Source organism: Stenotrophomonas sp. 93052_Sma, assembly GCF_056481145.1.
The window spans coordinates 4,210,827-4,234,475 of sequence record NZ_CM151134.1; the positions used below are offsets into that span (position 1 = coordinate 4,210,827).

16 protein-coding genes and 3 pseudogenes are annotated in these 23,649 nt (G+C 66.7%); 5 read left to right on the plus strand and 14 right to left on the minus strand.

Annotated elements, in window-relative coordinates; translation table 11 throughout:
- The first annotated feature begins 90 nt into the window (after positions 1-90).
- Positions 91-2,799, plus strand: a complete 2,709-nt coding sequence (locus ACZK2V_RS19675) for a TonB-dependent receptor (protein ID WP_049421369.1) — start codon at positions 91-93, stop codon at positions 2,797-2,799.
- 111 nt (positions 2,800-2,910) lie between these two features.
- Positions 2,911-5,268, plus strand: coding sequence for a beta-N-acetylhexosaminidase (locus ACZK2V_RS19680; RefSeq protein ID WP_486322711.1), 2,358 nt, complete (start codon positions 2,911-2,913; stop codon positions 5,266-5,268).
- A gap of 175 nt (positions 5,269-5,443) precedes the next feature.
- Here ACZK2V_RS19680 and ACZK2V_RS19685 read toward each other — a convergent pair whose 3' ends face one another.
- Together ACZK2V_RS19685 and ACZK2V_RS19690 are read right to left on the minus strand one after the other, a co-directional pair.
- On the minus strand, positions 5,444-5,836 hold the full coding sequence (locus tag ACZK2V_RS19685; RefSeq protein ID WP_049421371.1) for a VanZ family protein: 393 nt from the start codon (positions 5,834-5,836) through the stop codon (positions 5,444-5,446).
- Positions 5,833-7,017, minus strand: a complete 1,185-nt coding sequence (locus ACZK2V_RS19690; protein ID WP_486322712.1) for a class I SAM-dependent methyltransferase — start codon at positions 7,015-7,017, stop codon at positions 5,833-5,835. The genes ACZK2V_RS19685 and ACZK2V_RS19690 overlap by 4 nt, the downstream gene beginning before the upstream one ends.
- Positions 7,018-7,076: 59 nt before the next feature.
- Between ACZK2V_RS19690 and ACZK2V_RS19695 the strand changes: the two are divergent.
- Positions 7,077-7,812 (plus strand): annotated as a pseudogene (locus ACZK2V_RS19695) (pteridine reductase).
- Positions 7,813-7,843: 31 nt separating this feature from the next.
- Here ACZK2V_RS19695 and folK read toward each other — a convergent pair.
- The gene (folK, locus tag ACZK2V_RS19700) at positions 7,844-8,329 is read right to left on the minus strand and encodes a 2-amino-4-hydroxy-6-hydroxymethyldihydropteridine diphosphokinase (RefSeq protein ID WP_329894243.1); all 486 of its coding nucleotides are present in this window, start codon (positions 8,327-8,329) and stop codon (positions 7,844-7,846) included.
- Between the two features lie 91 nt (positions 8,330-8,420).
- Between folK and ACZK2V_RS19705 the strand changes: the two genes are divergently transcribed.
- A complete protein-coding gene (locus ACZK2V_RS19705) occupies positions 8,421-9,164 on the plus strand; it encodes a proteasome-type protease (protein ID WP_049421375.1) in 744 nt (247 codons plus the stop codon).
- A gap of 779 nt (positions 9,165-9,943) precedes the next feature.
- Here the strand turns inward: ACZK2V_RS19705 and ACZK2V_RS19710 are convergent.
- From ACZK2V_RS19710 to ACZK2V_RS19725, 4 genes and pseudogenes are all read right to left on the minus strand, one after another.
- Positions 9,944-11,453: pseudogene (locus ACZK2V_RS19710) on the minus strand (two-component system sensor histidine kinase NtrB).
- Positions 11,454-11,457: 4 nt separating this feature from the next.
- On the minus strand, positions 11,458-11,898 hold the full coding sequence (locus ACZK2V_RS19715) for a response regulator (RefSeq protein ID WP_005411057.1): 441 nt from the start codon (positions 11,896-11,898) through the stop codon (positions 11,458-11,460).
- A complete protein-coding gene (locus ACZK2V_RS19720) occupies positions 11,895-13,712 on the minus strand; it encodes a sensor histidine kinase (protein WP_071229505.1) in 1,818 nt (605 codons plus the stop codon). The genes ACZK2V_RS19715 and ACZK2V_RS19720 overlap by 4 nt, the downstream gene beginning before the upstream one ends.
- Before the next feature lie 231 nt (positions 13,713-13,943).
- Positions 13,944-14,327 (minus strand): BON domain-containing protein, encoded by a 384-nt coding sequence (locus ACZK2V_RS19725; RefSeq protein ID WP_107433314.1) that lies wholly within the window; start codon positions 14,325-14,327, stop codon positions 13,944-13,946.
- Positions 14,328-14,498: 171 nt separating this feature from the next.
- On the opposite strand from ACZK2V_RS19725, the gene ACZK2V_RS19730 reads away from it, so the two are divergent.
- Positions 14,499-15,611, plus strand: coding sequence for an oxidoreductase (locus ACZK2V_RS19730; protein WP_486322713.1), 1,113 nt, complete (start codon positions 14,499-14,501; stop codon positions 15,609-15,611).
- 278 nt (positions 15,612-15,889) lie between these two features.
- On the opposite strand, the gene gnd is transcribed toward ACZK2V_RS19730, so the two are convergent.
- From gnd to ACZK2V_RS19765, 7 genes and pseudogenes are all read right to left on the minus strand, one after another.
- Positions 15,890-16,795 carry a phosphogluconate dehydrogenase (NAD(+)-dependent, decarboxylating) gene (gnd, locus tag ACZK2V_RS19735; protein ID WP_071229503.1) on the minus strand — a complete coding sequence of 302 codons (906 nt, stop codon included), beginning with the start codon at positions 16,793-16,795 and terminating at the stop codon, positions 15,890-15,892.
- Positions 16,796-16,805: 10 nt separating this feature from the next.
- A complete protein-coding gene (locus ACZK2V_RS19740) occupies positions 16,806-18,044 on the minus strand; it encodes a hypothetical protein (protein ID WP_071229535.1) in 1,239 nt (412 codons plus the stop codon).
- A gap of 17 nt (positions 18,045-18,061) precedes the next feature.
- Positions 18,062-18,670 (minus strand): DUF2242 domain-containing protein, encoded by a 609-nt coding sequence (locus ACZK2V_RS19745; protein WP_032130308.1) that lies wholly within the window; start codon positions 18,668-18,670, stop codon positions 18,062-18,064.
- Positions 18,671-18,912: 242 nt separating this feature from the next.
- Positions 18,913-21,090: a carboxy terminal-processing peptidase gene (locus tag ACZK2V_RS19750; RefSeq protein WP_486322714.1), complete on the minus strand. Its 2,178-nt coding sequence runs from the start codon at positions 21,088-21,090 to the stop codon at positions 18,913-18,915.
- A 318-nt stretch (positions 21,091-21,408) separates the two neighbouring features.
- A pseudogene (gene lipA / locus ACZK2V_RS19755) lies at positions 21,409-22,417 on the minus strand (lipoyl synthase).
- A gap of 18 nt (positions 22,418-22,435) precedes the next feature.
- A complete protein-coding gene (gene lipB / locus ACZK2V_RS19760; protein WP_032130311.1) occupies positions 22,436-23,146 on the minus strand; it encodes a lipoyl(octanoyl) transferase LipB in 711 nt (236 codons plus the stop codon).
- Positions 23,134-23,412 carry a YbeD family protein gene (locus ACZK2V_RS19765; RefSeq protein WP_107433311.1) on the minus strand — a complete coding sequence of 93 codons (279 nt, stop codon included), beginning with the start codon at positions 23,410-23,412 and terminating at the stop codon, positions 23,134-23,136. The genes lipB and ACZK2V_RS19765 overlap by 13 nt, the downstream gene beginning before the upstream one ends.
- Positions 23,413-23,649 lie beyond the last annotated feature (237 nt).

The window sequence follows — 23,649 nt, forward strand, 5'->3', positions numbered from 1 at the left end:
CACGGGACTTCGCCGCCGCCCCGCGCATGTCATCGCAACCGTAATCGAACACCGCCGCCGGCATCCAATCGAGTGATGAGGAGAGACATCATGAACACCCGCAAGACCCTGCTTTCGGCCGCCATCGTCAGCTGCATCGCCTTCAGTGCACATGCGCAGCAGGCCGCCCAGACCGCCACCGACCTGGATACCGTGCAGGTCACCGGCATCCGTGGGTCGATGGAAAAATCGCTGGACACCAAGCGCGAAGCCAATGCGCGCGTGGAAGTGGTCACCGCCGAAGACGTGGGCAAGCTGCCCGCGCACAACGTCGCCGACACCCTGCAGCGCCTGCCGGGCGTGAACATCAGCTCGTCCAGCGCCGACGAAGGCGGCTTCGACGAAGCCGACCGCGTCAGCCTGCGTGGTACCAGCCCGAGCCTGACCCAGACCCTGATCAACGGCCACACCGTCGGCACCGCCGACTGGTTCGTGCTCAGCCAGGGCAACAACGTCGGCCGCAGCGTGAGCTACTCGTTGCTGCCGTCGGAACTGGTGCGCTCGGTGGAAGTGAACAAGTCCTCGCAGGCCAAGCTGCAGGACGGCGGCACCACCGGTACCGTCAACATCCTCACCCGCAAGCCGCTGGAATTCTCCAAGCAGCTCACTGCGGAAGGCTCCGTCGGCATGGTGCGTTCGGACCAGGCCAAGTCCAACGACCCGCAGCTGTCGGCACTGTTCAACTACAAGAACGACGAAGGCAACTTCGGCGTGATGGTGCAGGCCTTCAGCCAGAAGCGCGAGCTGCGCCGCGAAGCGCAGGAAATCCCGGGCGGTTTCTTCCAGATCGATCCGAATGGCACCGTGGCCAAGTCCAACCCGGACCTGGCCGGCGTCTATGCCCCGGGCCTGCTCGGCTCGACCCTGTTCGAACAGACCCGCGAGCGCAAGGGCGGCCTGGTGTCGCTGCAGTTCAAGCCGATGGACAACCTGACCCTGGGCCTGGAAGGCTTCAGCTCGGAACTGAAGGCGAACAACTACAACCGCAACTTCATGCTGTGGGGTGGCCGCATCCTCAATGACCGCACCGTTGAAGATGCCAATGGCAACAAGATCCTGATTCCGGGCCAGGCCCCGAATCCGGGTTACGTCATCAAGGATGGCGTGCTGTCCAACGCCACCTTCGCCGGCCAGGCCGACCGCGACTACGCGGTGTACGACATGATCTACCGCGAGTCGAAGGCCAAGACCAACTACATCACCTTCGATGCCGACTGGCAGATCAGCGACAACCTGGGCATGAAATTCCAGGCTGGCAGCACCAAGGGCACCGGCGAAACGCCGCGCCAGTACATCGCCGAAGTCAACCTGGCCCGTGGTGGCGGCGCCACCTGGGCAACCCACGGCAACGGCTCGCCGATCGACTGGAACGTCGGGGGCAACATCGGCCCGAGCGGCGTGACCGACTTCGGCACCTGGGGCAACCAGCAGGTCACCGCGATCGACAAGGAAAAGTGGGCCACGCTCGATTTCAACCAGTACTTCGCCGACGCTGGCGTACTGAACTCGATTGATTTCGGCGCCCGCTTCGGCGACCACAAGCGCGAGGCCAAGTCGCCGGAAGGCGCAACCCCGGGCGCGATCTGGAATGCGCTGAAGAACGGCGCCACCGCCAACTTCCCCGGTGGCTTCGCCAACGGCATCGGTGGCAGCTTCCCGCGTGACCTGTGGTACTTCACCCCGGGCGCACTGAAGGAAGCAGTGACCAACAACTCCACCTGGCTGTCCGGCAATGACGGCCCGACCGGCCGCCACAACTACGGCGCCGAGTGGACGGTGTCCGAGAAGAACTTCGCTGCCTACGTACAGGGCAACTTCAGCGGCGACCGCTGGAGCGGCAACGTCGGCCTGCGCTACGTCAACATCAAGCAGGATATCGATACCTACGCCGCCGCCACCGGTTCGACCGTGCCGGACGTGAGCAGCCTGTTCGGCGCGTGGACCCGCGAAGCATTCGAGAACAAGCACAACCGTGTGCTGCCGAGCGCCAACTTCAAGTACGACCTGCGTGACGACCTGGTACTGCGCGTGGCCGCCTCGCAGACCCAGACCCTGCCGGACTTCTCGGCACTGGGTGCCTCGTCGTACGGTTCGGACCTGAACCGGACCGGCGGTGGCGGCAATCCGAAGTTGAAGCCGGTGGTGTCGACCAACTTCGACGCCAACCTGGAGTGGTACTTCATGCCGCGCGGCATGTTGTCGATCGGTGCCTACTCGATGCGCCTGAAGGACTACGTGGCCTTCAGCACCGAGAAGGAAATGCTGTTCAGCGAGCTGACCAACCGCCTCGAGGAATACAACATCTCCCGCCCGCGCAATGCCGACGGCAAGGTACGCGGTATTGAAGTGGCCTATGAACAGCCGATCGGCGAATACTTCGGCGTCAACGCGAACTACACCTACGCTGATGGCAGCACCGACCACACCTGGGCCGATGGCAGCGACAACCTGCTGGGTACTTCGAAGAACACCTACAACGTCGGTGCATACTTCGAGAACGATACCTTCGGTGCACGCGTCAGCTACACCCGCCGTTCGTCGTTCCTGATCGGCCTGTCCGGCGCCAACCCGTACTACCAGGATGACTTCGGCACCCTGTCGGCGTCGCTGAGCTACAAGGCCACCGACTGGCTGAGCATCAGCTTCGATGCGCTCAACCTCAACAACCCGACCTACAAGTACTACCAGACCGCGGCCATCCCGACCTCGTTCTACAGCAACGGCCGCCAGTACTACCTCAACTTCCGCTTCAAGTACTGATCCAGCGGCGGCAACATCGCCGAGTCGTGCACGCACGCCGGGCCTGGGTCATTCCGGGCCCGGCGTTTTTCATGTATAGCGTTCATCGCACCGTTCCAAGGAGTCGTACCGATGGTCAAGCCTTCCCGCGCCCGGATGCGCAGCGCAGTGCTGCTGGGCAGCCTGCTCGCCCTGTTGCCGGCACTGCCGGCACTTGCCGCCGACCCCACACCCGCCACTGAAGCACCCGGTCCGCAGCTGCGTGCCGGCAGCCTGATGCTGATTCCCGCCCCCAGCAATGTGCAGGCCGGCCAGGGCAGCGGCATCACCGTTCGCGCCGACACCGTGCTGCAGGCCGAAGGCGAAGTCGCGCAGCGCGTCGCCAACCAGTTCGCCGACCTGCTGGCCCGCAGCGGCGGTCCGCGCCTTGCACCGGCCAAGGGCAAGGCTGCAGCCAAGACCGGCAGCATCCGCTTCCAGATCGTGCCCACCTTCCGCGACAGCGGCGAAAGCTACACGCTGGAAAGCACCGCAGAAGGCGTGCTGGTGCAGGCCGGCAACGAGACCGGCCTGTTCTACGGCGCGACCACCCTCGCCCAGCTCGCCACCGGCGGCAGTAACGGCGTGCTGCCGGCGGTGCAGATCCAGGATGCACCGCGCTTCAGCTGGCGCGGCTTCATGCTCGACTCGGCGCGGCATTTCCAGAGCCTGGACGAGATCAAGCACGTGCTCGACGCGATGGCCGCACACAAGCTCAACACGTTCCATTGGCACCTGACCGATGACCAGGGCTGGCGCATGGAGATCAAGCGCTACCCGAAGCTGACCGAAGTGGGCAGCTGCCGCCTGCCGGCCGGCGACGGTGGCATCGATCCGGTCAGCGGCCAGGAGCATCCGTACTGCGGCTTCTACACGCAGGACCAGATCCGCGAAGTGATCGCCTATGCCGCGAAGCTGCATATCCAGGTGATTCCGGAAATCGATGTGCCGGGGCACGCGACCGCCGCGATTGCTGCGTATCCGGAGCTGGGTTCGATCAATACCCCGCTGAAGCCGATCAGCGAATGGGGCGTGTTCCCCAACCTGTTCAACGTGGAAGACAGCACCGTCACCTTCCTCGAGAACGTGCTGGAGGAAGTGATCGAACTGTTCCCGGCCAAGTACGTGCACGTAGGTGGCGACGAGGCGGTGAAGGACCAGTGGGAAGCCTCCAGGCAGGTGCAGCAGCGCATGCGTGCACTGGGCATCAAGGATGAGATGGCCATGCAGAGCCACATCATCAAGCGCCTGGAGACGTTCCTGGAGGAACACGACCGGCGCCTGATCGGCTGGGATGAGATCCTCGAAGGGGGGCTGCCGCCGCAGGCCACGGTGATGTCGTGGCAGGGCACCGAAGGTGGCCTGGCTGCAGCCAGTGCCGGCCATGACGTGATCATGTCGCCGGTCGGCTACCTCTATCTGGATTACCTGCAGACGGCCTCGCCGAACGAACCGCCTGGCCGCCCGACCCAGGTCAACCTCGGCAAGCTCTACAACTTCGAGCCGGTGCCGGCCGAACTGGCCGCCGACAAGCGCGGGCACATTCTCGGCCTGCAGGCCAACATGTTCACCGAGCACACACGCAGCTATGCGCGCCTGCAGCACAACCTGTTCCCGCGCCTGGCCGCTGTGGCCGAGACCGGTTGGAGCACGCCGGAACATCGCGACTTCCGCGATTTCCTCGCACGCCTGCCGGCGCAGCTGCAGCGCTACCGTGCCTGGGGCCTGTCCTATGCGCAGACCCCGTTCGAAGTAGGCGTGGACTACACCGACAATCGCGCGGACAACACGGTGACGGTGTCGCTGGCCAATCCGCTGGGCTATGAAGTGCGCTACAGCACCGATGGCCAGCCGGTGACCGCGCAGTCACCGCTGTACCAGCAGCCGCTGACCGGAAAACTGCCAACCACCGTGCAGGCTGCCGCGTTCGACCAGGGCCAGATGCTGGCGGCGAAACCGACCATTGCCACCTTCACCGCACAGTCGCTGCTCAGCCGCCGCAGCGATGAGCTGCTCAGCTGCGTGGGCAAGAAGGGCCTGGTGCTGCGCCTGGAAGACGATGGCCCACGCGAAGGCAACCGTGCGGTGTTCAACGTGGACATCTTCCAGCCGTGCTGGCGCTGGCCGCAGGCGCAGCTGGACGGCATCGGCAGCGTGGAAGTGCGTGCAGGTCGCATCCCGTATTACTTCCAACTGGCCCACGACGAACCCAAGCGCCGTTTCGAAAAGGCCAAGCGTGCCCACGGCGAGATGCAGGTGCGTCGCGGCGACTGCAGCGGCAAGGTGCTGGCTGAGGTACCGCTGCCGGCCAAGCCCGGTGCCGATGGCTTCGTGAGACTGCGTGCAGCGCTGCCGAAGGGTACCCAGGGCACCGGTGACCTGTGCATCAACTTCACCGGCGATACGCGCCCTGCGATGTGGGTGCTGGATGAGATGACGCTGGGGAAGTGATGGCAGGTCTGTCATGGTGGGTGCCGACCTTGGTCGGCACCCCGGGCAGTTCATCCACGCATGGCCACGCATGGCGTGGATCTACTGATTCCATCCACGCATGGCGTGGATCTACTGATTCCATCCACGCATGGCGTGGATCTACAGGTGGGTGCCAACCTTGGTTGGCACGCCTTTATCCGCGCCAGCGCAGCAGCAGGTCGCGCATCGGGGTCAGTGCGGTGGCCATGCCGGCCAGCACGCCAATGGTGTTGGCCAGCGCATCCATCGGGTCGGCCATGCGGTTGCTGGTCAGCGCGCCCTGCGCGAACTCGATGCCGATGCCCATCAGCACCAGGCCCACGCCCACCCACAGCAGCGGGCGGCCCCGACGGAACAGCTGCACCGCGCTGCCGGCCAGGATGAAATAGGCGAGAAAGTGTTCGCCCTTGTCGCTGTTTTCCGGCAACGGAATCGGCGGTGGTGGGATCAGACAGACCACGATCACCAGCAGTACTGCCACCGCCCACAGCGCGGCCCAGAGCCGGGGCCGCCGCAGCGGCTTGATCACCGGCAACGCGTGGCTCACAGGCGCCAGCTCAGGTCACCCAGCTCGAAGGCCGGCTCGAAATCGACGCCGCGCTGCAGGCCGATGGCCTGGAAGCGTTCGCCCATTTCAGTCGGCAGGGTCAGCTTCTTCACCTGGTCGCGCAGCTGGATGCGCCCCACTTCATCGGTGCGTTCCTCGGCCAGCAGCAGCACCTGGTCCAGGCCGTTGCCAAGCAGGAAACTGGCCTGGCTGCAGTAACCGGCCAGCTCGAAACCGCCGTGCATGCCGGCCTCGGCCATCGCGGTGAAATCCACCGACGCCGTGATGTCCTGCAGGCCCGGCCAGCGATGCACGTCGTTGTGCACGTGGTGGCGGTAGAACGCACGCACGGTGCCATCGTCGCGGTCGTGCTGGTAGAACTCGCCGCGGTTGTAACCGTAGTCGACGAACAGCATCGCGCCACGCTGCAGGCCACCGGCGACCGCCTGCAGCCAGTACGGCAGCTGCGGCAGCACTTCGGAGCGGTAGCCCTCGGCGAAGGGCTTTTCCAGGTAGCGCTCGATGTGGCGTACCGCGCCATTGAGCAGGATGTCGGCCGGCTGCGCGCCGCGGATGAAGTTGCCTTCGGCATCCAGCTCGACGGTTTCCTCGTAGACCTCGCCATCCCGGATCAGGAAGCGCGGCGTCGGCAATGCGTCGATCACCTCGTTGGCAAACACCACGCCCTCCCAGTCCTCCTCGAACGGCCGGTCGACCCAGTCCACGCGCGCCGCCAGCTCGGCCGGCAGGTTCTGCTGCAGGCGCTGCTGCTGGCGCTCGCGCAGGTCGGCGCTGGGCTCAAGGATCGCGTAGCGCGCCGGCAGTGCGTCCAGCTCGGCCAGGCGCAGCAGCACCGCCTCGGCGAAGGCGCCGGTACCACCGCCGAGCTCCAGCATGCGCGCCTGCGTACCCAGCTGGGCGAACACCGGCGCCAGCGCATTGGCCACGCTGCCCGCGAACAGGCTGCCGAGCTCGGGCGCGGTGGTGAAGTCACCGCTGCCACCGAACTTGCTGGCGCCGGCGCTGTAATAGCCCCAGCCGGGGGTGTACAGGCACAGTTCCATGAAGCGCGAGAACGGCATCGCCCCGCCCTGCGCAAGGATTTCGGCGCGCAGGGCGGCGGCCAGCTGGTCGCTGTGGGCCAGGGCATCGGCTTCGGGCAGGGGGAAGGTGGGCTGCATGGCGTCTTCGAATGCGGTGACAATGGTGCACAGGATAGCCGAGCCTTGGAGGACCCTCGATGAGCGACACCCACCCCGTGGTCCTGATCACCGGCAGCGCGCCGGATCGGTGCGGCCATCGCCCGCCAGTTCCACGCCTGTGGCTGGTCGGTGGTGCTGCATGCCAACACCTCCAGCGCCGAGCTGCAGCAGGCCGCGTTCGATTTCGACAACGTGCGCCCGGGCAGCGTGCTGGCCCTGCAGGCCGACCTGCGTGACGCCGACGCCCTGGCCGACCTGGTGGAACAGGCCGTCACCCACTTCGGGCGACTGGACGCGCTGGTCAACAACGCCTCCAACTTCTTCCCCACCCCGATCGGACAGGTCACTGCCGAGGCAATGGACGAGCTGTATGCGGTCAACGCGCGCGCGCCACTGCTGCTGTCACAGGCGGCGGCGCCCTACCTGCGCCGCCAGCAGGGCTGCATCGTCAACCTGACCGACCTGCACGGCACCGACCCGATGCGCGACCACATCGCCTACACCATGGCCAAGGCCGCGCTGGAGATGGCCACCCGCTCGCTGGCGCTGGAGCTGGCGCCGAAAGTGCGGGTCAATGCGGTAGCGCCGGGGGCGATCCTGTGGCCGGAACAGGGCAAGGACGATTTCGCCCGCGAGGCGCTGCTGGCACGCACGCCGCTGGCACGGATCGGCACGGTCGAGGAGATCGCCGAGGCGGTCTACTGGCTGGTGGCCGAAGCCAGCTTCGTCACCGGCCACACCCTGCGCGTGGATGGTGGACGCACGGTCAGTTGAGGTAGAGCCGGCCGCTGGCCGGCAACCTCCGTCATCCGAGGTCCACCACCTCGAACGCCTCGCCAAACTGTCTGTGCGCACGCCACAGCGTTGCCAGGTCCTGCCCGCTGACCGGGTCGATGAAGCCCGGCGCGATGTCGGCCAGCGGCTTCAGCACGAAGGCGTGCTTCAGCTCCGGGCGCGGAATGCGCAGGTGGCCGGGACCTTCCACCACCAGATCCCCGTAGAACACCACGTCGATGTCCAGGGTCCGGTCGGAGAAGCGCGGCCCGCTACGGTCGCGGCCGTGTGCGTCTTCCAGCGCATGCAGCCAGTCGTCCAGTTCCTGCAGCGGCAGGTCGGTTTCGATCGCCACCGCATTGTTGAGGAAGGCCGGGCCATCGAAGCCGACCGCGGCGGTACGGTAGGCGGGCGACACCTGCAGCGCGCCGAAGCGCTCGCGCAGGGCCGCCACCGCGGCGTGGAGGTAGCGACGGGGCTGGACGTTGCTGCCCAGGCTCAGGAGCACGGTGGTCATGCGGTTCAGGTGACGGCACTTGGGGGGCGTGGACATGCCGTCGTCACGGCGGCCTGCCTACAATCCGGGACGCACATGATAGGGCACCGACATGACCTATTGCGTTGGAATCGAGGTGGACGAGGGCCTGGTCTTCGCCGCCGACACCCGGACCAATGCCTCGCTGGACGATGTGCGCGTGCACCGCAAGCTGCACGTGTTCGAGTACCCCGGCCAGGCAGCCTACGTGCTGATGGCGGCTGGCAACCTGGCCACCACCCAGCTGCTGGTGTCGCGCCTGGGGCGCGATGCCGGCGAACGGCGCACGCCCAACCTGCGCGACATGGCCCATCTGTTCGAAGCCGCCGAGTACGTCGGCCAGCTGCTGGTGGACAGCCAGGTGCACAGCAGCCACAGCGAACACGGCCATGACGGGGTCAACACCCAGGCCACGCTGATCTTCGGCGGCCAGATCGCCGGCGAGCGTCCCGGGCTGTACATGATCTACCCGCTCGGCAACGCCATCGCTGCTTCGCCGGAGACGCCGTACCTGCAGATCGGTGAGTCCAAGTACGGCAAACCTATCCTCGACCGCATCCTCAGCCCGGCCACACACCTGGAGGATGCCGCGCGCACGGCGATCGTCTCGCTGGACTCCACCATCCGTTCCAACCTGTCGGTGGGCCTGCCGATCGATCTGGCGCTGCTGCGCGACGGCGAGCTGCGCATCGGCCAGCAGCTGCGGCTGGGCGCGGATTCGGCGTTGTATGCCGATATTCACCAGAACTGGTCGCGGCGGCTGGAACAGGCGGTGGACGCACTACCGCGGTTCCCCTGGGAAACCCTGGACCGGTAGTGCCGGCCGCTGGCCGGCAACCGCAGTGATCCCACCGCACGGCGATGCCGGCCAGCGACCGGCACTACCGCGGCATCAGCCCAGCGCTTCGGCCACCGCGCGGAACACCTGCTGCATCTGCAGCGGCCAACACCAGCCACGCATCTCCAGGGAAACCCTGGACCGGTAGTGCCGGCCGCTGGCCGGCAACCGCAGTGATCCCACTGCACGGCGATGCCGGCCAGCGGCCGGCACTACCGCGGCATCAGCCCAGCGCTTCGGCCACCGCGCGGAAGACCTGCTGCATCTGCAGCGGCTGGAACAGGCTGTGGACGCCCTGCCACGCTTCCCCTGGGAAACTGCCGAGCGGTAGTGCCGGCCGCTGGCCGGCAACCGCGTTGATTCCACCACACAGGCATACCGGCCAGCGGCCGGCACTACCGGGGCATCAACCCAGTGCTTCGGCCACGGCGCGGAAGACCTGCTGCATCTGCAGCGGCTGGAACAGGCGGTGGACGCCCTGCCATGCTTCCCCTGGAAAACTGCCGAGCGGTAGTGCCGGCCGCTGGCCGGCAACCGCAGTGATCCCATCGCACGGCGATGCCGGCCAGCGGCCGGCACTACCGCGGCATCAGCCCAGCGCTTCGGCCACCGCGCGGAAGACCTGCTGCATCGGCAGCGGCCAATACCAGCCACGCATCTCCAGGGAAACCGGGGACCGGTAGTGCCGGCCGCTGGCCGGCAACCGCAGTGATCCCACCGCACGGCGATGCCGGCCAGCGACCGGCACTATCGGGGCGTCAGCCCAGCGCTTCGGCCACCGCGCGGAACACCTGCTGCATCTGCAGCGGCTTGTGCAGCACATGCACCTCCACACCGGCCGGGAACGCGTCCGCCGCGACTGGCACCGCCGGATCCTCCAGCACCAGCGCCGGACCGCGGTAGCCAAGCGTGGCCATCTCGCCCAGCAGCTGGCTGGCCGGCAGCAGTTTGGAGCCGGCATCGGCAATCACCAGCGCCGGCATCGCCTCCTGCTGCATCCAGCGCAACGCCGCCGGGCCATCGGAGGCCAGCTGCAACTGGTAACCCTGGCTGGACAGCGCGTTGCCGAGCAGCGACAGGCGTGTGGCTTCGCCGTCAACCACCAGGATCGACTGGCCACTGCCCAGCGCCACCAGCTGCTCGATCGGCTCGCTGCCATCGATGGCCTCATGCATCGGCAGCCGCAGTTCGAAGCAGGTGCCCTGCCCCGGCTGGCTGTTGACGTGGATGCTGCCACCGGCGCCTTCAACGATGCGCTTGCAGGAAATCAGCCCCAGGCCGGTGCCATCGGCCTTGGTGGTGAAGAACGGATTGAACAGGTGCGACAGCGTGTCCGCATCCATGCCGATGCCTTCATCGGCCACGCAGATCTGCATCCAGTCCACGCCATCGCGCTCGCCGGCATGGCTGGCAGTCAGGCTCAGGCGCCCGCCGTTGGGCATCGCCTGGATCGCGTTGAGCGCCAGGTTCAGCATCACCTGCTGCAGTTCGGTGTAGTTGGCGTCGACCACCAGACCTTCGTCCTGCACCTGCAACTCCAGGCGCACCGCATCGGGCACGTTGCTGCGCAACAGCAGCGCCACCGCATCGAACAGGCCATCGATCTCGATGCGCTCGCTGGGCTTGCGCGAGCCGCGCACGAACGACAGCATCGACTCGGCCATCTCGTGGCCACGGCGGCCGCACTCGGCGATGACATCGGCCAGATGGTGCAGCTGCGGATCCTCGGTGCGCGCCTTCAGCAGGTCCGGCATGATCAGCAGCGGCTGCAGGATGTTGCGCAGGTCGTGGCTGAGGCCGGCGGCAAGCAGCGACAGGCTTTCCAGGCGCTGCGCGCGCATCAGTTCGGTTTCCACCCGCGCGCTCTATGGCGCTGCGTGCATCGCGGATCGCACGCGCCACCGCCGACGGCAGGCGCGCCGGCAGGTGCTTGATGATGTAATCGTTGGCGCCCTTCTGCAGCGCCGCCACCGCATTCTCCTCACCCATGGTGCCGGAGACGAAGATGAAGGGCACTTCCGGTGAGGTCTCGCGCACGATGCGCAGCGCGTCATCACCGGAGAACCCCGGCATGCTCAGGTCGGACAGCACGATGTCCGGCTGGAACCTGGCCAGTGCCTGGCGCAGTTCGGCCTCGCTCTCGACACGCTCGAAGCGGGCTTCCAGGCCCGCGTCGAGCATCTGTTCGGACATCAGCTCGGCATCTTCCGGTGAGTCTTCCACCAGCAGGATGCGCAGCGCCCCCAGGGCGGGACCGGTCAGGGGCATGGGCTCACTCGAGTTCCGGTGCCTGGTTGATCAACGCCCAGAACTTGCCCAGGGTCTGCACCGCGCCGAAGAACTGGTCCACGTCCACCGGCTTGACCACATAGGCGTTCACGCCCATGTCCCAGCTGCGGGCCAGGTCGCTTTCCTCGCGCGAGGACGACAGGATCACCACCGGCAGGCGCTTGAGCTCTTCGTGCTCGCGGATCTGCCGCAGCACTTCCAGGCCATCCATGCGCGGCATCTTGATGTCCAGCAGCAGCACCGCCGGCAGGCCTTCCTCGCGGTTGGCGAAGGCACCACGGCGCAACAGGTAGTCCATCACTTCCACGCCATCCTCGACGTGCACGATGGGGTTGGCCAGACGCGCCTCTTCCAGGGCGTCGATCGCCATTTCGGCATCAGCCGGGCTGTCTTCGGCGAGAAGAATGGTGCGCAGAGTGGTCATGCAGAAGGCCCTTGTTTGTCCGCATCGATCGCGGGAGGCAGGTAGAAGTGGAAGGTGGCGCCGACGTCCGGTTCGGCCTCGGCCCAGATACGGCCGCCATGACGGGTGAGCACGCGGCGCACGCTGGCCAGGCCGATGCCGGTACCCGGGTAGTCGCTGGCCTTGTGCAGGCGCTGGAAGACACCAAACAGCTTGCCGGCGTAGGCCATGTCAAAGCCTGCACCATTGTCGCTGACCGTGAACTGATGACCGCCGTCAGGCTGCGGCTGGTAGTCCACGCGGATCTTCGCTGGTTCGCGGTTGCCCGAGTACTTCACCGCGTTGCCGAGCAGGTTCAGCCAGACCTGGCGGATCATGTTCTCATCGCCCACCACGATCGGCAGCGGCGCGATGCTCCACTCCACGTGGTGCGCATGGCCGCTGTTCTCGGCCTCGGCCTGCAGGTTGGAATCGAGCATGGCGCGGGTATCGGCCACCAGCGACTGCATGTCCACCGCCTGCTGGCGCATTGCCGCGCGGCCCAGCCGCGAGTAGACCAGCAGGTCGTCGATCAGTGCCGCCATGCGCCGCGCCGAACTGGAGATCACCTCCAGGTAATGGCGGCTCTTGTCATCGGCGGCGTCGCCCAGGTGGCGCGACAGCTTGTCGGAGAAACCCGCCACGTGGCGCAGTGGTGCACGCAGGTCGTGCGAGACCGAGTAGCTGAAGGCTTCCAGTTCCCTGTTGACCTCGGACACCTGCGCGACCTTGCCTTCCAGCTGGCGGTTGAGCTCTTCAACGCGCAGCTGGACTGCGCGTTGCATGGTGACATCGCTGACTGTCAGCAGCACCACTTCATCATCGGTATCGGGCAGCGGCATGCGCCGTGCGTTCAGCAGCATGTAGCGCGCCATGCCGTCGGCGGTGCGCTGTTCGTGCTCGAAATCCCACAGCTCGCGGCCGCGCAGCAGCACGTCGGACAGGCGTTGGCGCACGACGGCGTCCTTCCAGGCGCCGTCGCCGACGCTTTCCAGCAGCAGGCCATCGGCGCGTTCGTCCTGCAGCCCGTACAGCTCGGCGAAGGCGGGGTTATGCAACTGCACGCGCAGGTCGCGGTCGAGCAGCACGATGGGTTCGCGCACGGTCTGCAACACCGATGCCGCGCGTGCCGCCGAGCGCAGCGATTGGCGTTCGGCGTGCAGGCGCCGCCCGATCTGCCGCTGCAGGAGCCAAAGCACCAGGCCAAGCAGCGCCAGCTGGATCACCAGCGAACTCCACGACACCAGCTCGGTCTGCTTGCGCTGGCGTGCGGCCTGCTCGGCGCGCTGTGTCAGCAGCTTCTGCTCGCTCGCCTGCAGTTCCTCCACCAGGCCACGGATCGGATAGCGCGTGCTCAGGTCCTGCACCAGCTCGCGCTGATCACTGTTGGGTTCGGACTTTGCCAGTTCGCGGGCAAGCGCCATGCGCCCTTCCAGCATCGACTCGATACGGCCGATGCGGATCAGCTGCTCAGGATTGTCGCGGGTCATCCGGCCCAGTTCAGCCAGGCGACCGGGGAGGTCATTGGCTTTGGCCATGCGCTCGCGCAGGCCAGGCGCATCCACACCCTTGGACAGGGTCAGCGCAGCCGATTCGACATCGCGTACATCAGCCTGCAGCTGCTGCAGGGCCACACCCACGGCCTGGGTATGATTGACCCAGGCCATCGCATCTTCGCTGTCCTGCTGCAGTTGGCGCAGGGTCAACCACGGCACCACGATGATCGCGGCGGCGGCCAGCGCCAAGGCCGGCAACCGCCAACGGTCCCAGATGTCATCACTGAAAACCAGCGCCATAGTTCCTCGTCAGCACAGCCGCGGAGCGTAGGCCGATACCGGCCCGGCTGCGGCGGAACGGGCAATATAGCGCAGGCGGTCACAACTCTGGAGTTTCCAGCCTGGTTGGCTGAACGGGTTGCGGAAACCCACGGTAGAGCCGAGACGTGCTCGGCTGCAACCCAAAGGGCAGTCGAGCAAGCTCGACTCTACCCAGGCAGCGGGCGCCCCGCACCGGGGCGCCCGCCCGGTTCAGCGCTTGGCGGCAGCGCTGACCTTCAATGCGGCGGCATCGACGCGGGTCACGCCCTTGATGCCCTTGGCGGTGGTGACCGCCTTGTCCTTCTCGGCCTGGGTGGCCACGGCGCCGCTCAGGCTGACCACGCCATTCACGGTTTCAACCTTGATTTCAGTGCCCGGAACGTTGCTGCTGGCCAGCAGGTCGGCCTTCACCTTGGTGGTGATCCAGCTGTCGGTCACCGGCTCGTTTGAGTCATGGCGATCGGCATGGGTCGTCGGATGAGTGCTGGTCGGCGGGCTCTTCGCGGCCGGGTCCTTGGCGAAGGCAGCCGAGGAGGACAGCGCCAGGCCCAGGGTCAGGGCGGAAGCAATCAGCGTGCGGGTGGTATTGCTCATCGTGTCGTACTCCTTCGGGATGTGCTGCCAGTCTGGACAAGCCGCCGTAGAGCAGGCGTGGCGTTGCGGTCATGCCGCTGTGAATCGAGGCGATTCCAACGGCAACGGTTCAGTTTTGGCCTGTACGCAGGTGTCGTTTACCCTGCCCTTCCCCATTGCCGGAGCCGTCTCATGCGCCCCGACCTGCAACTGGCCCTGATCGGCTACGGCCTCGCCGGCCGCGTCTTCCACGCGCCGCTGATCCAGCACACGCCCGGCCTGGTGCTGCACAGCATCGTCAGTTCGCAGCGCGACACGTTGCTGCGCGCGTTCAGCGACGTGCACGTGCGCGCCACGCCGCAGGAGGTGTTCGACGACCCGGCGGTGGACGCGGTGGTGATCGCCACTCCGAACGCACAACACGCACCGCTGGCGATCGCGGCATTGGCCGCGGGCAAGCACGTGCTGGTCGACAAGCCGTTCGCGCTGAATGTCGCTGAAGCCGAAGCGGTGCTGGCTGCGGCACGTGATGCCGGACGCATCGCGACCGTGTTCCAGAACCGGCGCTTCGATGCCGACTTCCTCACCCTGCAGGCGCTGCTGGCCGAAGGCACGCTCGGTAACGTGGCCGAGTGCCATGCGCACTTCGACCGCTACCGGCCGCAGGTGCGCGACCGCTGGCGCGAGCAGGACGGACCGGGCAGCGGCCTGTGGTACGACCTCGGACCGCACCTGCTGGACCAGATGCTGGTGCTGTTCGGCTGGCCCGAGGCCATCGATGCCGATCTGGCCGTGCAACGCGAAGGTGGCAGCGGCATCGATTACTTCCACGCGGTACTGCACTACCCGAGGCATCGCGCGATCGTGCATGCCGGTTCGCTGGTGGCGGCCCCCACGCCGCACTTCAGTGTGCATGGCAGTCGTGGCAGCTGGATCAAGCATGGGCTGGACGTGCAGGAGGCACAGCTGCGGCGCGGTGTTGGGCCAGGAGCGCCAGGCTGGGGCATCGACCCACGGCACGGCGAGCTGGTGCGCTGCGATACTGAGGACAATGTGCAGCGCAGTACCGTGGACAACCTGCCGGGCGACTACCGGCGGCTGTATTCGCAGTTCGCGGCGGCGATGCACGGCGATGGCGAGCCGACGGTCAGCCCGGTGCAGGCACTGCAGCTGATGCGGTTGCTGCAGGCCGGCATGGACAGCGCGCGAAGGGCGGCGGGTTCAGTTGGGGTGACCGGCAGGGCTGCGCCCTGCACCTGCCGAATCAACGGCAACGTCAACGTCAAAGGCAAGCTATCCGTGTGATGGCGGGGTGGGTCCGGTTGCGGGGGACGCCGTAAATACGTCCCTGTAGGCTCGGTCGCGCCATCCATGGCGCTCACGCCCCCGCAACCGGACCCACCCCGCCTTCGACAGATTCCCGCGCCCGACGGTAGGTGTCGACCTTGGTCGACACATCCACGCCATGCGTGGATGACGTGGAAACGATCGGAGAACGCTTTTGTAGAGTCGAGCCATGCTCGACTGGCTGCAAGGGGTCAGAGCCCTTTCCTGCGGAAAGGGCTCCGACCCCACCGCGGTGCTTACGATTTCTTGATGGCGTGGCCGCCGAATTCATTGCGCATCGCCGACAACAGGCGGTCGGTGAACGAATTCGATTCGCGCGAGCGCAGGCGTTCCAGCAGCGACAGGGTGATCACCGGTGCCGGCACATCGAGCGCGATCGCTTCGGCCACGGTCCAGCGGCCTTCGCCGGAATCCTCCACGTACGGGGCGATGCCATCCAGCGACGGATTGCGCTTGAGGGCTTCAGTGCTCAGGTCCAGCAGCCACGAACGCACCACGCTGCCGTGGCGCCACACCTCGGCCACCTGGGCCAGGTCCAGCTCCATCTCCTGCTTGCGCTCCATCAGCGCGAAGCCTTCGGCATAGGCCTGCATCATTCCGTACTCGATGCCGTTGTGGACCATCTTGGTGAAATGGCCGGCGCCGGACGGGCCGACACGCGCCCAGCCGCGGTCTTCGGCCGGGGCCAGCGTGCGCAGCAGCGGTGCGATCTGCTCCACCACCGATGCTTCGCCACCGACCATCAGGCTGTAGCCTTCCTGCAGGCCCCACACGCCACCGCTGGTGCCGCAGTCGACGTAGTCCAGATCGTCTTCGGCCAGTGCCTTGGCGCGACGGATCGAGTCCTGGTAGTTGGAGTTGCCGCCATCGATGACGATGTCACCCTCGGCCAGGTGCGGGGTCAACTGGCCCAGGGTCTGGTCGACGGTTTCGCCGGCCGGCACCATCAGCCACACCACGCGCGGTACCGGCAGCGCGGCAACCGCGGCGGCCAGCGAATCAACCACTTCCAGGCCGGCCTCGGCAGCGCGCTGGCGGGCACCCTCGCCCGGGTCGTAGCCGACCACGCGGTGGCCGCCGCGATGCAGGCGCTGGGCCATGTTGGCGCCCATGCGGCCGAGGCCGATCATTGCAATATCCATTGTTTCACCTTCAGTTGGGGTCTAGGGTCAGGCTGCCTGGCCTGCCGGTAGCCGCGCAGTGGCGCAGCTGCGCCTCGCGCCAACGCCGGTAGAGCGTGGTATGCAGATTGTGCACCGCCAGGTCGATCGAAAACGGCGTTCGCGGGTTGCGATCGAGCAGGCGGGCGATGTGGTAGCCGATGGGACGTATACCGCGTGGATGCACATAGATCACGAACTGCTGGTAGAACGGATCGTCCAGCAGCTGGTCCATGCGTGCCAGCGTGTCGTGGTAGCGCGGTTCCAGCCGTGCACGAAGGTTGGGATCGCGCTCGAACAGCAGGCGCTCGAAGTAGCGCTGGCCGATGCGCGGGATACCCTGCGCGAGTTTCCAGAGTTCGACATTGCGCTGGTCGTACCAGGCCAGCCCACCGTGCATCGCCAGTGCCTGCGCAGCGTCTGCGCCCACGTCGGCTACCACGAAGTTCTCGGCCTGGTTGCTCAGGTCGTCCAGCGTGCCTTTGTCGTACACATGTTCGATGAAACCGGGCACGCCAACGAAGGCCTGCCGCCCCATCGCCGAGGTGCGCACCGCCTTGCCATCGGCGAAGAAATCGCCGGCATGTGCGCCGAGCAGGATGCTGTCGGTCTCGTGCAGGGCGAGGAAGGTGCCGATCGACAGTTCATCCGCTGCGAACTCCGTATCGAACGCGGCATCACCATAAAGTTCTCGTTGCGTGGCCAGCTGCGCGACCTGGCGGCCGACCCCGCATTCGGCACGCACGGCACCGCTGTAGAACGCCTCCAGTGCATGACTGTTACCCGCGCTCGGCACGAAGCCACGACCGAAACTGCGTGTGCGCTGCCAGCCTTGCGCGCGTGGGCCCTGCAGGCCGAAGCCGATCCAGCCCAGCTGCGGGCCGGAGAAGCGGAAGGTGGGGTTGTCCTGCAGTGCCGAAGCCGCACGTTGCGTGGCCGCGCCCAGTTCGAAGGCATAGGCGCAGACCGTGGCTGGATCGTCCAGCAACTGTTGCAGCAACGCCTGGCGTGCTGCAGCGGACATTCCGGCCGGCCACCCCACGCGCAGATCGCCTACCGCCTGTGCTTCAGCCAGCGAGGCACGTGTACACACCGGGCCGCCGTGCACCTGTGGTGCACCGGCCGTGACCTCGTCAAAGCGCCATCCCAGCCGCTGCAGCAGGCCCTGCGTGCAGTCCGGCGTTGCGGACGCAATGCCCAGCGCGGGCATCAGCAGGAGTGCCACACCCATCAACCTGCCGCGCACGATCACCCTTGATCCGTGCTGCGGGCCGGTGCGGGCTCGGACGATGCAGGCTCGGGCGGTGCGAGCGCAGGCGGTGCGGGTTTGCCAGCATCCGCAGGCAGGTACTGTTGCAGGCGCTGGAAGAAGCGCTGATAGAACCCGGCATCGGTGACGGTGCTGCTGGCCACTTTCACCAGCGAATCGTCATTGCTGCCGAACGGCAGCGACACCGAGCCCAATGCACCCACGCCCACGCTGGCCGACGTCGGGCTCTTCTTCAACGCATAGCGGTCCTGCACCGCGCTGACGAACACCAGCGTCTGGCTGCCACGCGGCGCGCAGGAGATGCGCAGCACCAGCTGCTCGTGGTCGTCCTCGCGTGGCTGGAAGTTCTTGTTGCCTTCCACCTGCGCTTCGTCGGAGCGGGCGATGGCGTAGCCCTGGCTGAGCAGGGTGCGCCGCGCGGCCTCGCAGGCGTCACCGGGGCGGCCATCGACGGTACGCGAGAAGGTGTCGCCGGAATCAAAGGATTCGCGCAGCAACGTACTGTCGGCGGCGCGGCCACCACAGGCCGACAGGATCAGGGCGCTGGCGAGCGCCACGGCAGCACTGGAAAGACGGGAGGCCCGCATGGGTACTCCTGCGAGGACGGTACCGCCAAGGGTAGCCCTGCGGCCGTGTGCGGCAGGTTGAAACCGGCGTGACCGAGTCACCCCGTTGCTGCCGGTTCATGCACAGAAAAGGGGACGGAGGGGATTAAGTCGTTTGTGGCACTTCGCTCGCCGGGCATGGCCCGGCGCTACCGTGAACGAGGTCCCCAGACAGAAAGGGGCCGGCAATGCCGGCCCCTCGGGTATCACATGCCGTCGCCGGCTCAGTCCGCCCAGCGACCAGCGCCGGTCGACTGCGGCAGCACCTGCGCCGACAGCGGGCGATCATTGGCCAGCAGGTTCACCGCATCGGCCAGGATCGAGGCCGACTCGCGCAGCAGCGGGTCCGGACGCTTCTCGGCAGCCTTCTCGCGGGCGGCATCCTTGACGATGTCGCGCTCGTTGCCAGTCAGGCCGTCGTCGTTGCTGTCATCGGCCAGCGGGTCCAGGGCCAGGCCCAGCTCCTTGCGCATCGCCTGGCGCTCCTTGCGCTGGGTGTCCTGGCGCTCACGCTCGGCGCGGCGGGTGGCCTCGTTGAGCGAGATGTACTTCTTCGCGGCCTCGGTGCGGAACTGCTGCACGTCCTCGTTCCACCACTGGAATTCCTTGTCGGCGGCGATGCGCGCGTCATGGCGGGTTTCCAGCTTCGGCAGCAGCGGCGCGAAGTTGCCGTACTGGGTGTGCGGCACGGCAGCGATGCGGGTCCACGGCAGCGCGTTGTCGTAGGTGCTCTCGCCGAACTCGGTGGCATCGACGCTGGCCGGGAAGGCCAGGTCCGGCACCACACCCTTGTGCTGGGTGCTGCTGCCGCTGATGCGGAAGAACTGGGCGATGGTCAGCTTCACCTGGCCGAAGCGCTGGGTCTCGCCACTCGGCCAACGGTCCAGGTCGACGATGTTCTGCACGGTGCCCTTGCCGAAGCTGGTCTCACCGATCACCAGGCCACGGCCGTAATCCTGGATGGCACCGGCAAAGATTTCCGAAGCCGAGGCCGAACCGCGGTTGATCAGCACTGCCAGCGGGCCGTCCCATGCCACGCCCTGGTTGCGGTCGCTGTTGACGGTGACGCGGCCACCGGACTCCCGCACCTGCACCACCGGGCCCTGCTCGATGAACAGACCGGTCAGTTCAATGGCTTCATCCAGCGAACCACCACCGTTGTTGCGCAGGTCCAGCACCACGCCGTCCAGCTTGTCGTTCTTGAAGCCGGCCAGCAGCTTGGCCACGTCGCGGGTGGCCGAGGCGTAGTCGGCCGCGTTGCGGCGACGGCCTTCGAAGTCCTGGTAGAAGGTCGGCAGCTTGATCACGCCGACCTTGCGCGCCGGCTCGCCATTGGCGGCCGGAATGGTCATGGTCTCGCCCTTGGCGGCCTGTTCGGCCAGGCGCACCTTCTGGCGGGTCAGCACCAGGGTGTGGTGCTTGCCGTCGGCGCCCTCAGCAGCCGGGATGAACTCCAGCTTGACCTGGGTATCCTTGGCGCCGCGGATCTTGGCCACGACGTCGTCGATGCGCCAGCCGATCACGTCCTCGATCAGGCCGGACTTGCCCTGGCCGACGCCGACGATACGGTCACCCGGCTTCAGCGTGCCATCCACTGCGGCCGGGCCACCGGCGATGATCTCGCGGATCACCACCACGTCGTCCTGGCGCTGCAGCTGCGCACCAATGCCTTCCAGCGACAGCGACATCGCCTGGTTGAAGTTCTCGGCGGTGCGCGGCGTGAAGTAATCCGTGTGCGGGTCAACGGCGCTGGTGTACGAGTTCATGAAGAACTGGAAGACGTCTTCGCCCTTCAGTTCATTGACCGACTTCTCCAGCGTCGCGTAGCGCTTGTCCAGCGTCTTGCGGATGTCGTCCGGCTTCTTGCCGGCCAGCTTCAGGCGCAGCCAGTCGTTCTTGACCGACTTGCGCCACAGCTCATCCAGCTCTGCACTGCTGGCCGCCCACGGCACCTTCTTGCGGTCGTATTCGAAGCGCTCGTCGGTGGTGAAGTCCGGCTCCTGCTTGAGCAGCTTGCGCGCGTAGGCCACACGTTCGCCGACGCGCTGCTTGTAGACCGCGAACACCTGGAAGGCCGGCTCCAGCTCGCCGCCACGGATGGCCGAGGAAATGTTGGCTTCGAACGGCGCGAAGCGCGCCACGTCAGCCTGGGTGAAGTACTGCTTGCCGCCGTCCAGCGTCTCCAGGTAGCGCTTGAACACGTCCTTGGAGGTGGCCTCGTCCAGCGCACGCGGGCGGTACGCGTAGCGGCTGTCGGACAGCAGGCCGTACACCAGCTTGGAGGTGGTCACCTGATCGGCGGTTGCCGCAGCGGGCAATGCCGGCGAATCGGCCTTGGCCGCCAGCGCCAGCGGCGCGACCAGCGCCAGGGCCATCAGGAATGCGGGGGCTTTGAATTTCATTGACGTGCTCGAAGGCGCCTTGCCAAGGGGGAGACTGCGGGGTGTTAAGACACCACGACAGTGCCGAAAGTTGCCGGGTTTGTCACCCGGCCGCGCTCGGTGGAAAACCAGCCTAGCCGGGCCGGTGTAGCAAATTGTGAATGGCTGAAGAGCGGCGCACCCAGCGGCGCCGTCTGTCCGGTTGCAGAGGGCATGGGGTTGCAAGCCCCCTGAGTCAGGGGGCGGCCGCGAAGCGGCGGGGGTGTGGGTGGTGGTAAGCCGGGGCCCACGGTGTGCGCAGCGCAGCGTGGGAAGCGGTAGCGCGCATCGCGCAACCGCTTATCGGACGCCGGCGCCCTTGGCCTGCACGTCGGCGTGGTACGACGAGCGCACCATCGGGCCGGAGGCCACGTGGCTGAAGCCCAGCTCGTAGCCGTAGTCTTCCAGCGCCTTGTAGTCCTCGGGGGTCCAGTACTTCAGCACCGGGTGGTGGTGCGCGGTCGGCTGCAGGTACTGGCCGATGGTGATCATGTCCACGTCGTGCGCGCGCAGGTCGCGCAGGGTGGCCTTGATCTGTTCGAAGTCTTCGCCCAGGCCCAGCATGATGCCGCTCTTGGTCGGCACGTCCGGGTGCTGCGCCTTGAAGTTCTTCAGCAGGTTCAGCGACCACTGGTAGTCCGCACCCGGGCGCACGTTGCGGTACAGGTCCGGCACGGTTTCGATGTTGTGGTTGAACACGTCCGGCGGGTTCTGCGCCAGGATCTCCAGCGCGCTCCATGCGGCCCTTGCCGCGGAAGTCCGGGGTCAGCACTTCGATGCGGGTGCCCGGCGACTTCGCGCGGATGGCACTGATGCAGTCGACGAAGTGCTGGGCACCGCCGTCGCGCAGGTCATCTCGGTCGACGCTGGTCACCACCACGTACTTCAGCCCCATGTCGGCCACGGTCTGGCCGAGGCTGGCCGGTTCGTTGGCATCCGGCGGCTTCGGGCGGCCGTGGGCCACGTCGCAGAACGAGCAGCGGCGGGTGCAGACTTCGCCGAGGATCATGAACGTTGCCGTGCCGTGGCCGAAGCACTCGTGGATGTTCGGGCAGCTGGCTTCCTCGCACACCGTCACCAGGCGGTTCTCGCGCAGCTTGGCCTTCAGGTTCTGCACGGCATTGCCCGAAGGAATGCGCACGCGGATCCAGGACGGCTTGCGCAGCACCGGCGCGTCGGCGAACTGCACCGGCGAGCGGTTGATCTTGTCACCGCCCAGCTGCTTGACCCCGGCCTGCAACGGCGCGGCGGACGGAGAGTCGCCCTGCACGATCTGCAGGGGAATGGAACGGGCGGTGGTTTCAGTCATGGCAGTTCCGGGGGGCGGTCAGGCGGCCGCAGAAAGATCAGGCAGTTCGGGCGTGGGCTGCAGCAGCAGGCCGAACTGGCGGGCCAGGTGGTCCAGCAGCACCGGCTTGACGGCCTCCATCCCGGAGGGCCCGCCCAAGTCTACTACCGAGGTCACCTGCAACCCCTGATAGCCACAGGGGTTGATGCGGTGGAAAGGTTCCAGGTCCATGGCCACGTTGAAGGCCAGGCCATGGAAGGTACAGCCGCGGCGCACGCGGATGCCGAGCGCGGCGATCTTGGCGCCACCGACGTAGACGCCCGGGGCGCCCTCGCGGCGTTCGGCGCCGATGTTCCACTCGGCCAGGGTATCGATGATGGCCTGCTCGATGCGGCACACGTAGTCGCGCACACCGATGCCCAGCCGTGGCAGGCGCAGCAGCGGATAGACCACCAGCTGGCCGGGGCCGTGATAGGTCACCTGGCCGCCGCGGTCCACGTGCAGCACCGGGATCTCGCCCGGCGCCAGCACATGCTCGTCCTTGCCGGCCTGGCCCAGGGTGAATACCGGGTCGTGCTCGACCACCCACAGCTCATCGGCGTCGGCCTCGCTGCGCTGGTCGGTGAAGCGCTGCATGGCGCGCCACACCGGTTCATAGGCCTGGCGGCCGAGGTCGCGGACCAGCGCCGGGCGCGGCGCACGGTCTTCCGGGGCGGCTTCGGCCGGGCAGCTGTCGGCTACAGCGTCCACTTCACTTCCGGGTGGTCGCGCAGTGCCTGGTGCGCCAGGTCGTACTGTTCGCGGCTCTCGGCCCTGAACACGATGCGCACGGACACGTACTTGCCGTTGGAGGAATGCTTCCAGCTGATGCGTTCATTCACCACATCGATGCCGGCAGCCAGCAGCAGGCGGGGAAGCTCATGTTCCAGGCCGCGGTTGGCCGGGCCCATGGCACTGAGCTCGAACTGGCCGGGGAACTGGAAGCCGTGGTCGGGGTTGTCGGACTTGATTTCCATGCCCCCATTATCGGGCCGCAGGCCAACAAACCCAAGAGTATTCATCAACGTCAAACAGTGCACCGGTGAGTCGCTGCGTTGCAGCTGAACGGCCGTTCAGCATTGGCCGTTGCCCTTGGGGCGCCGCAGGACAGTGCAGGATTGTCTTCACGAGACAATGTCGTTTTCGGAACAGACAAGTGATTCGAACGCGCTCGTTCCATCACGCCCGCACGAGTACCGTGTCGCGGCATATAA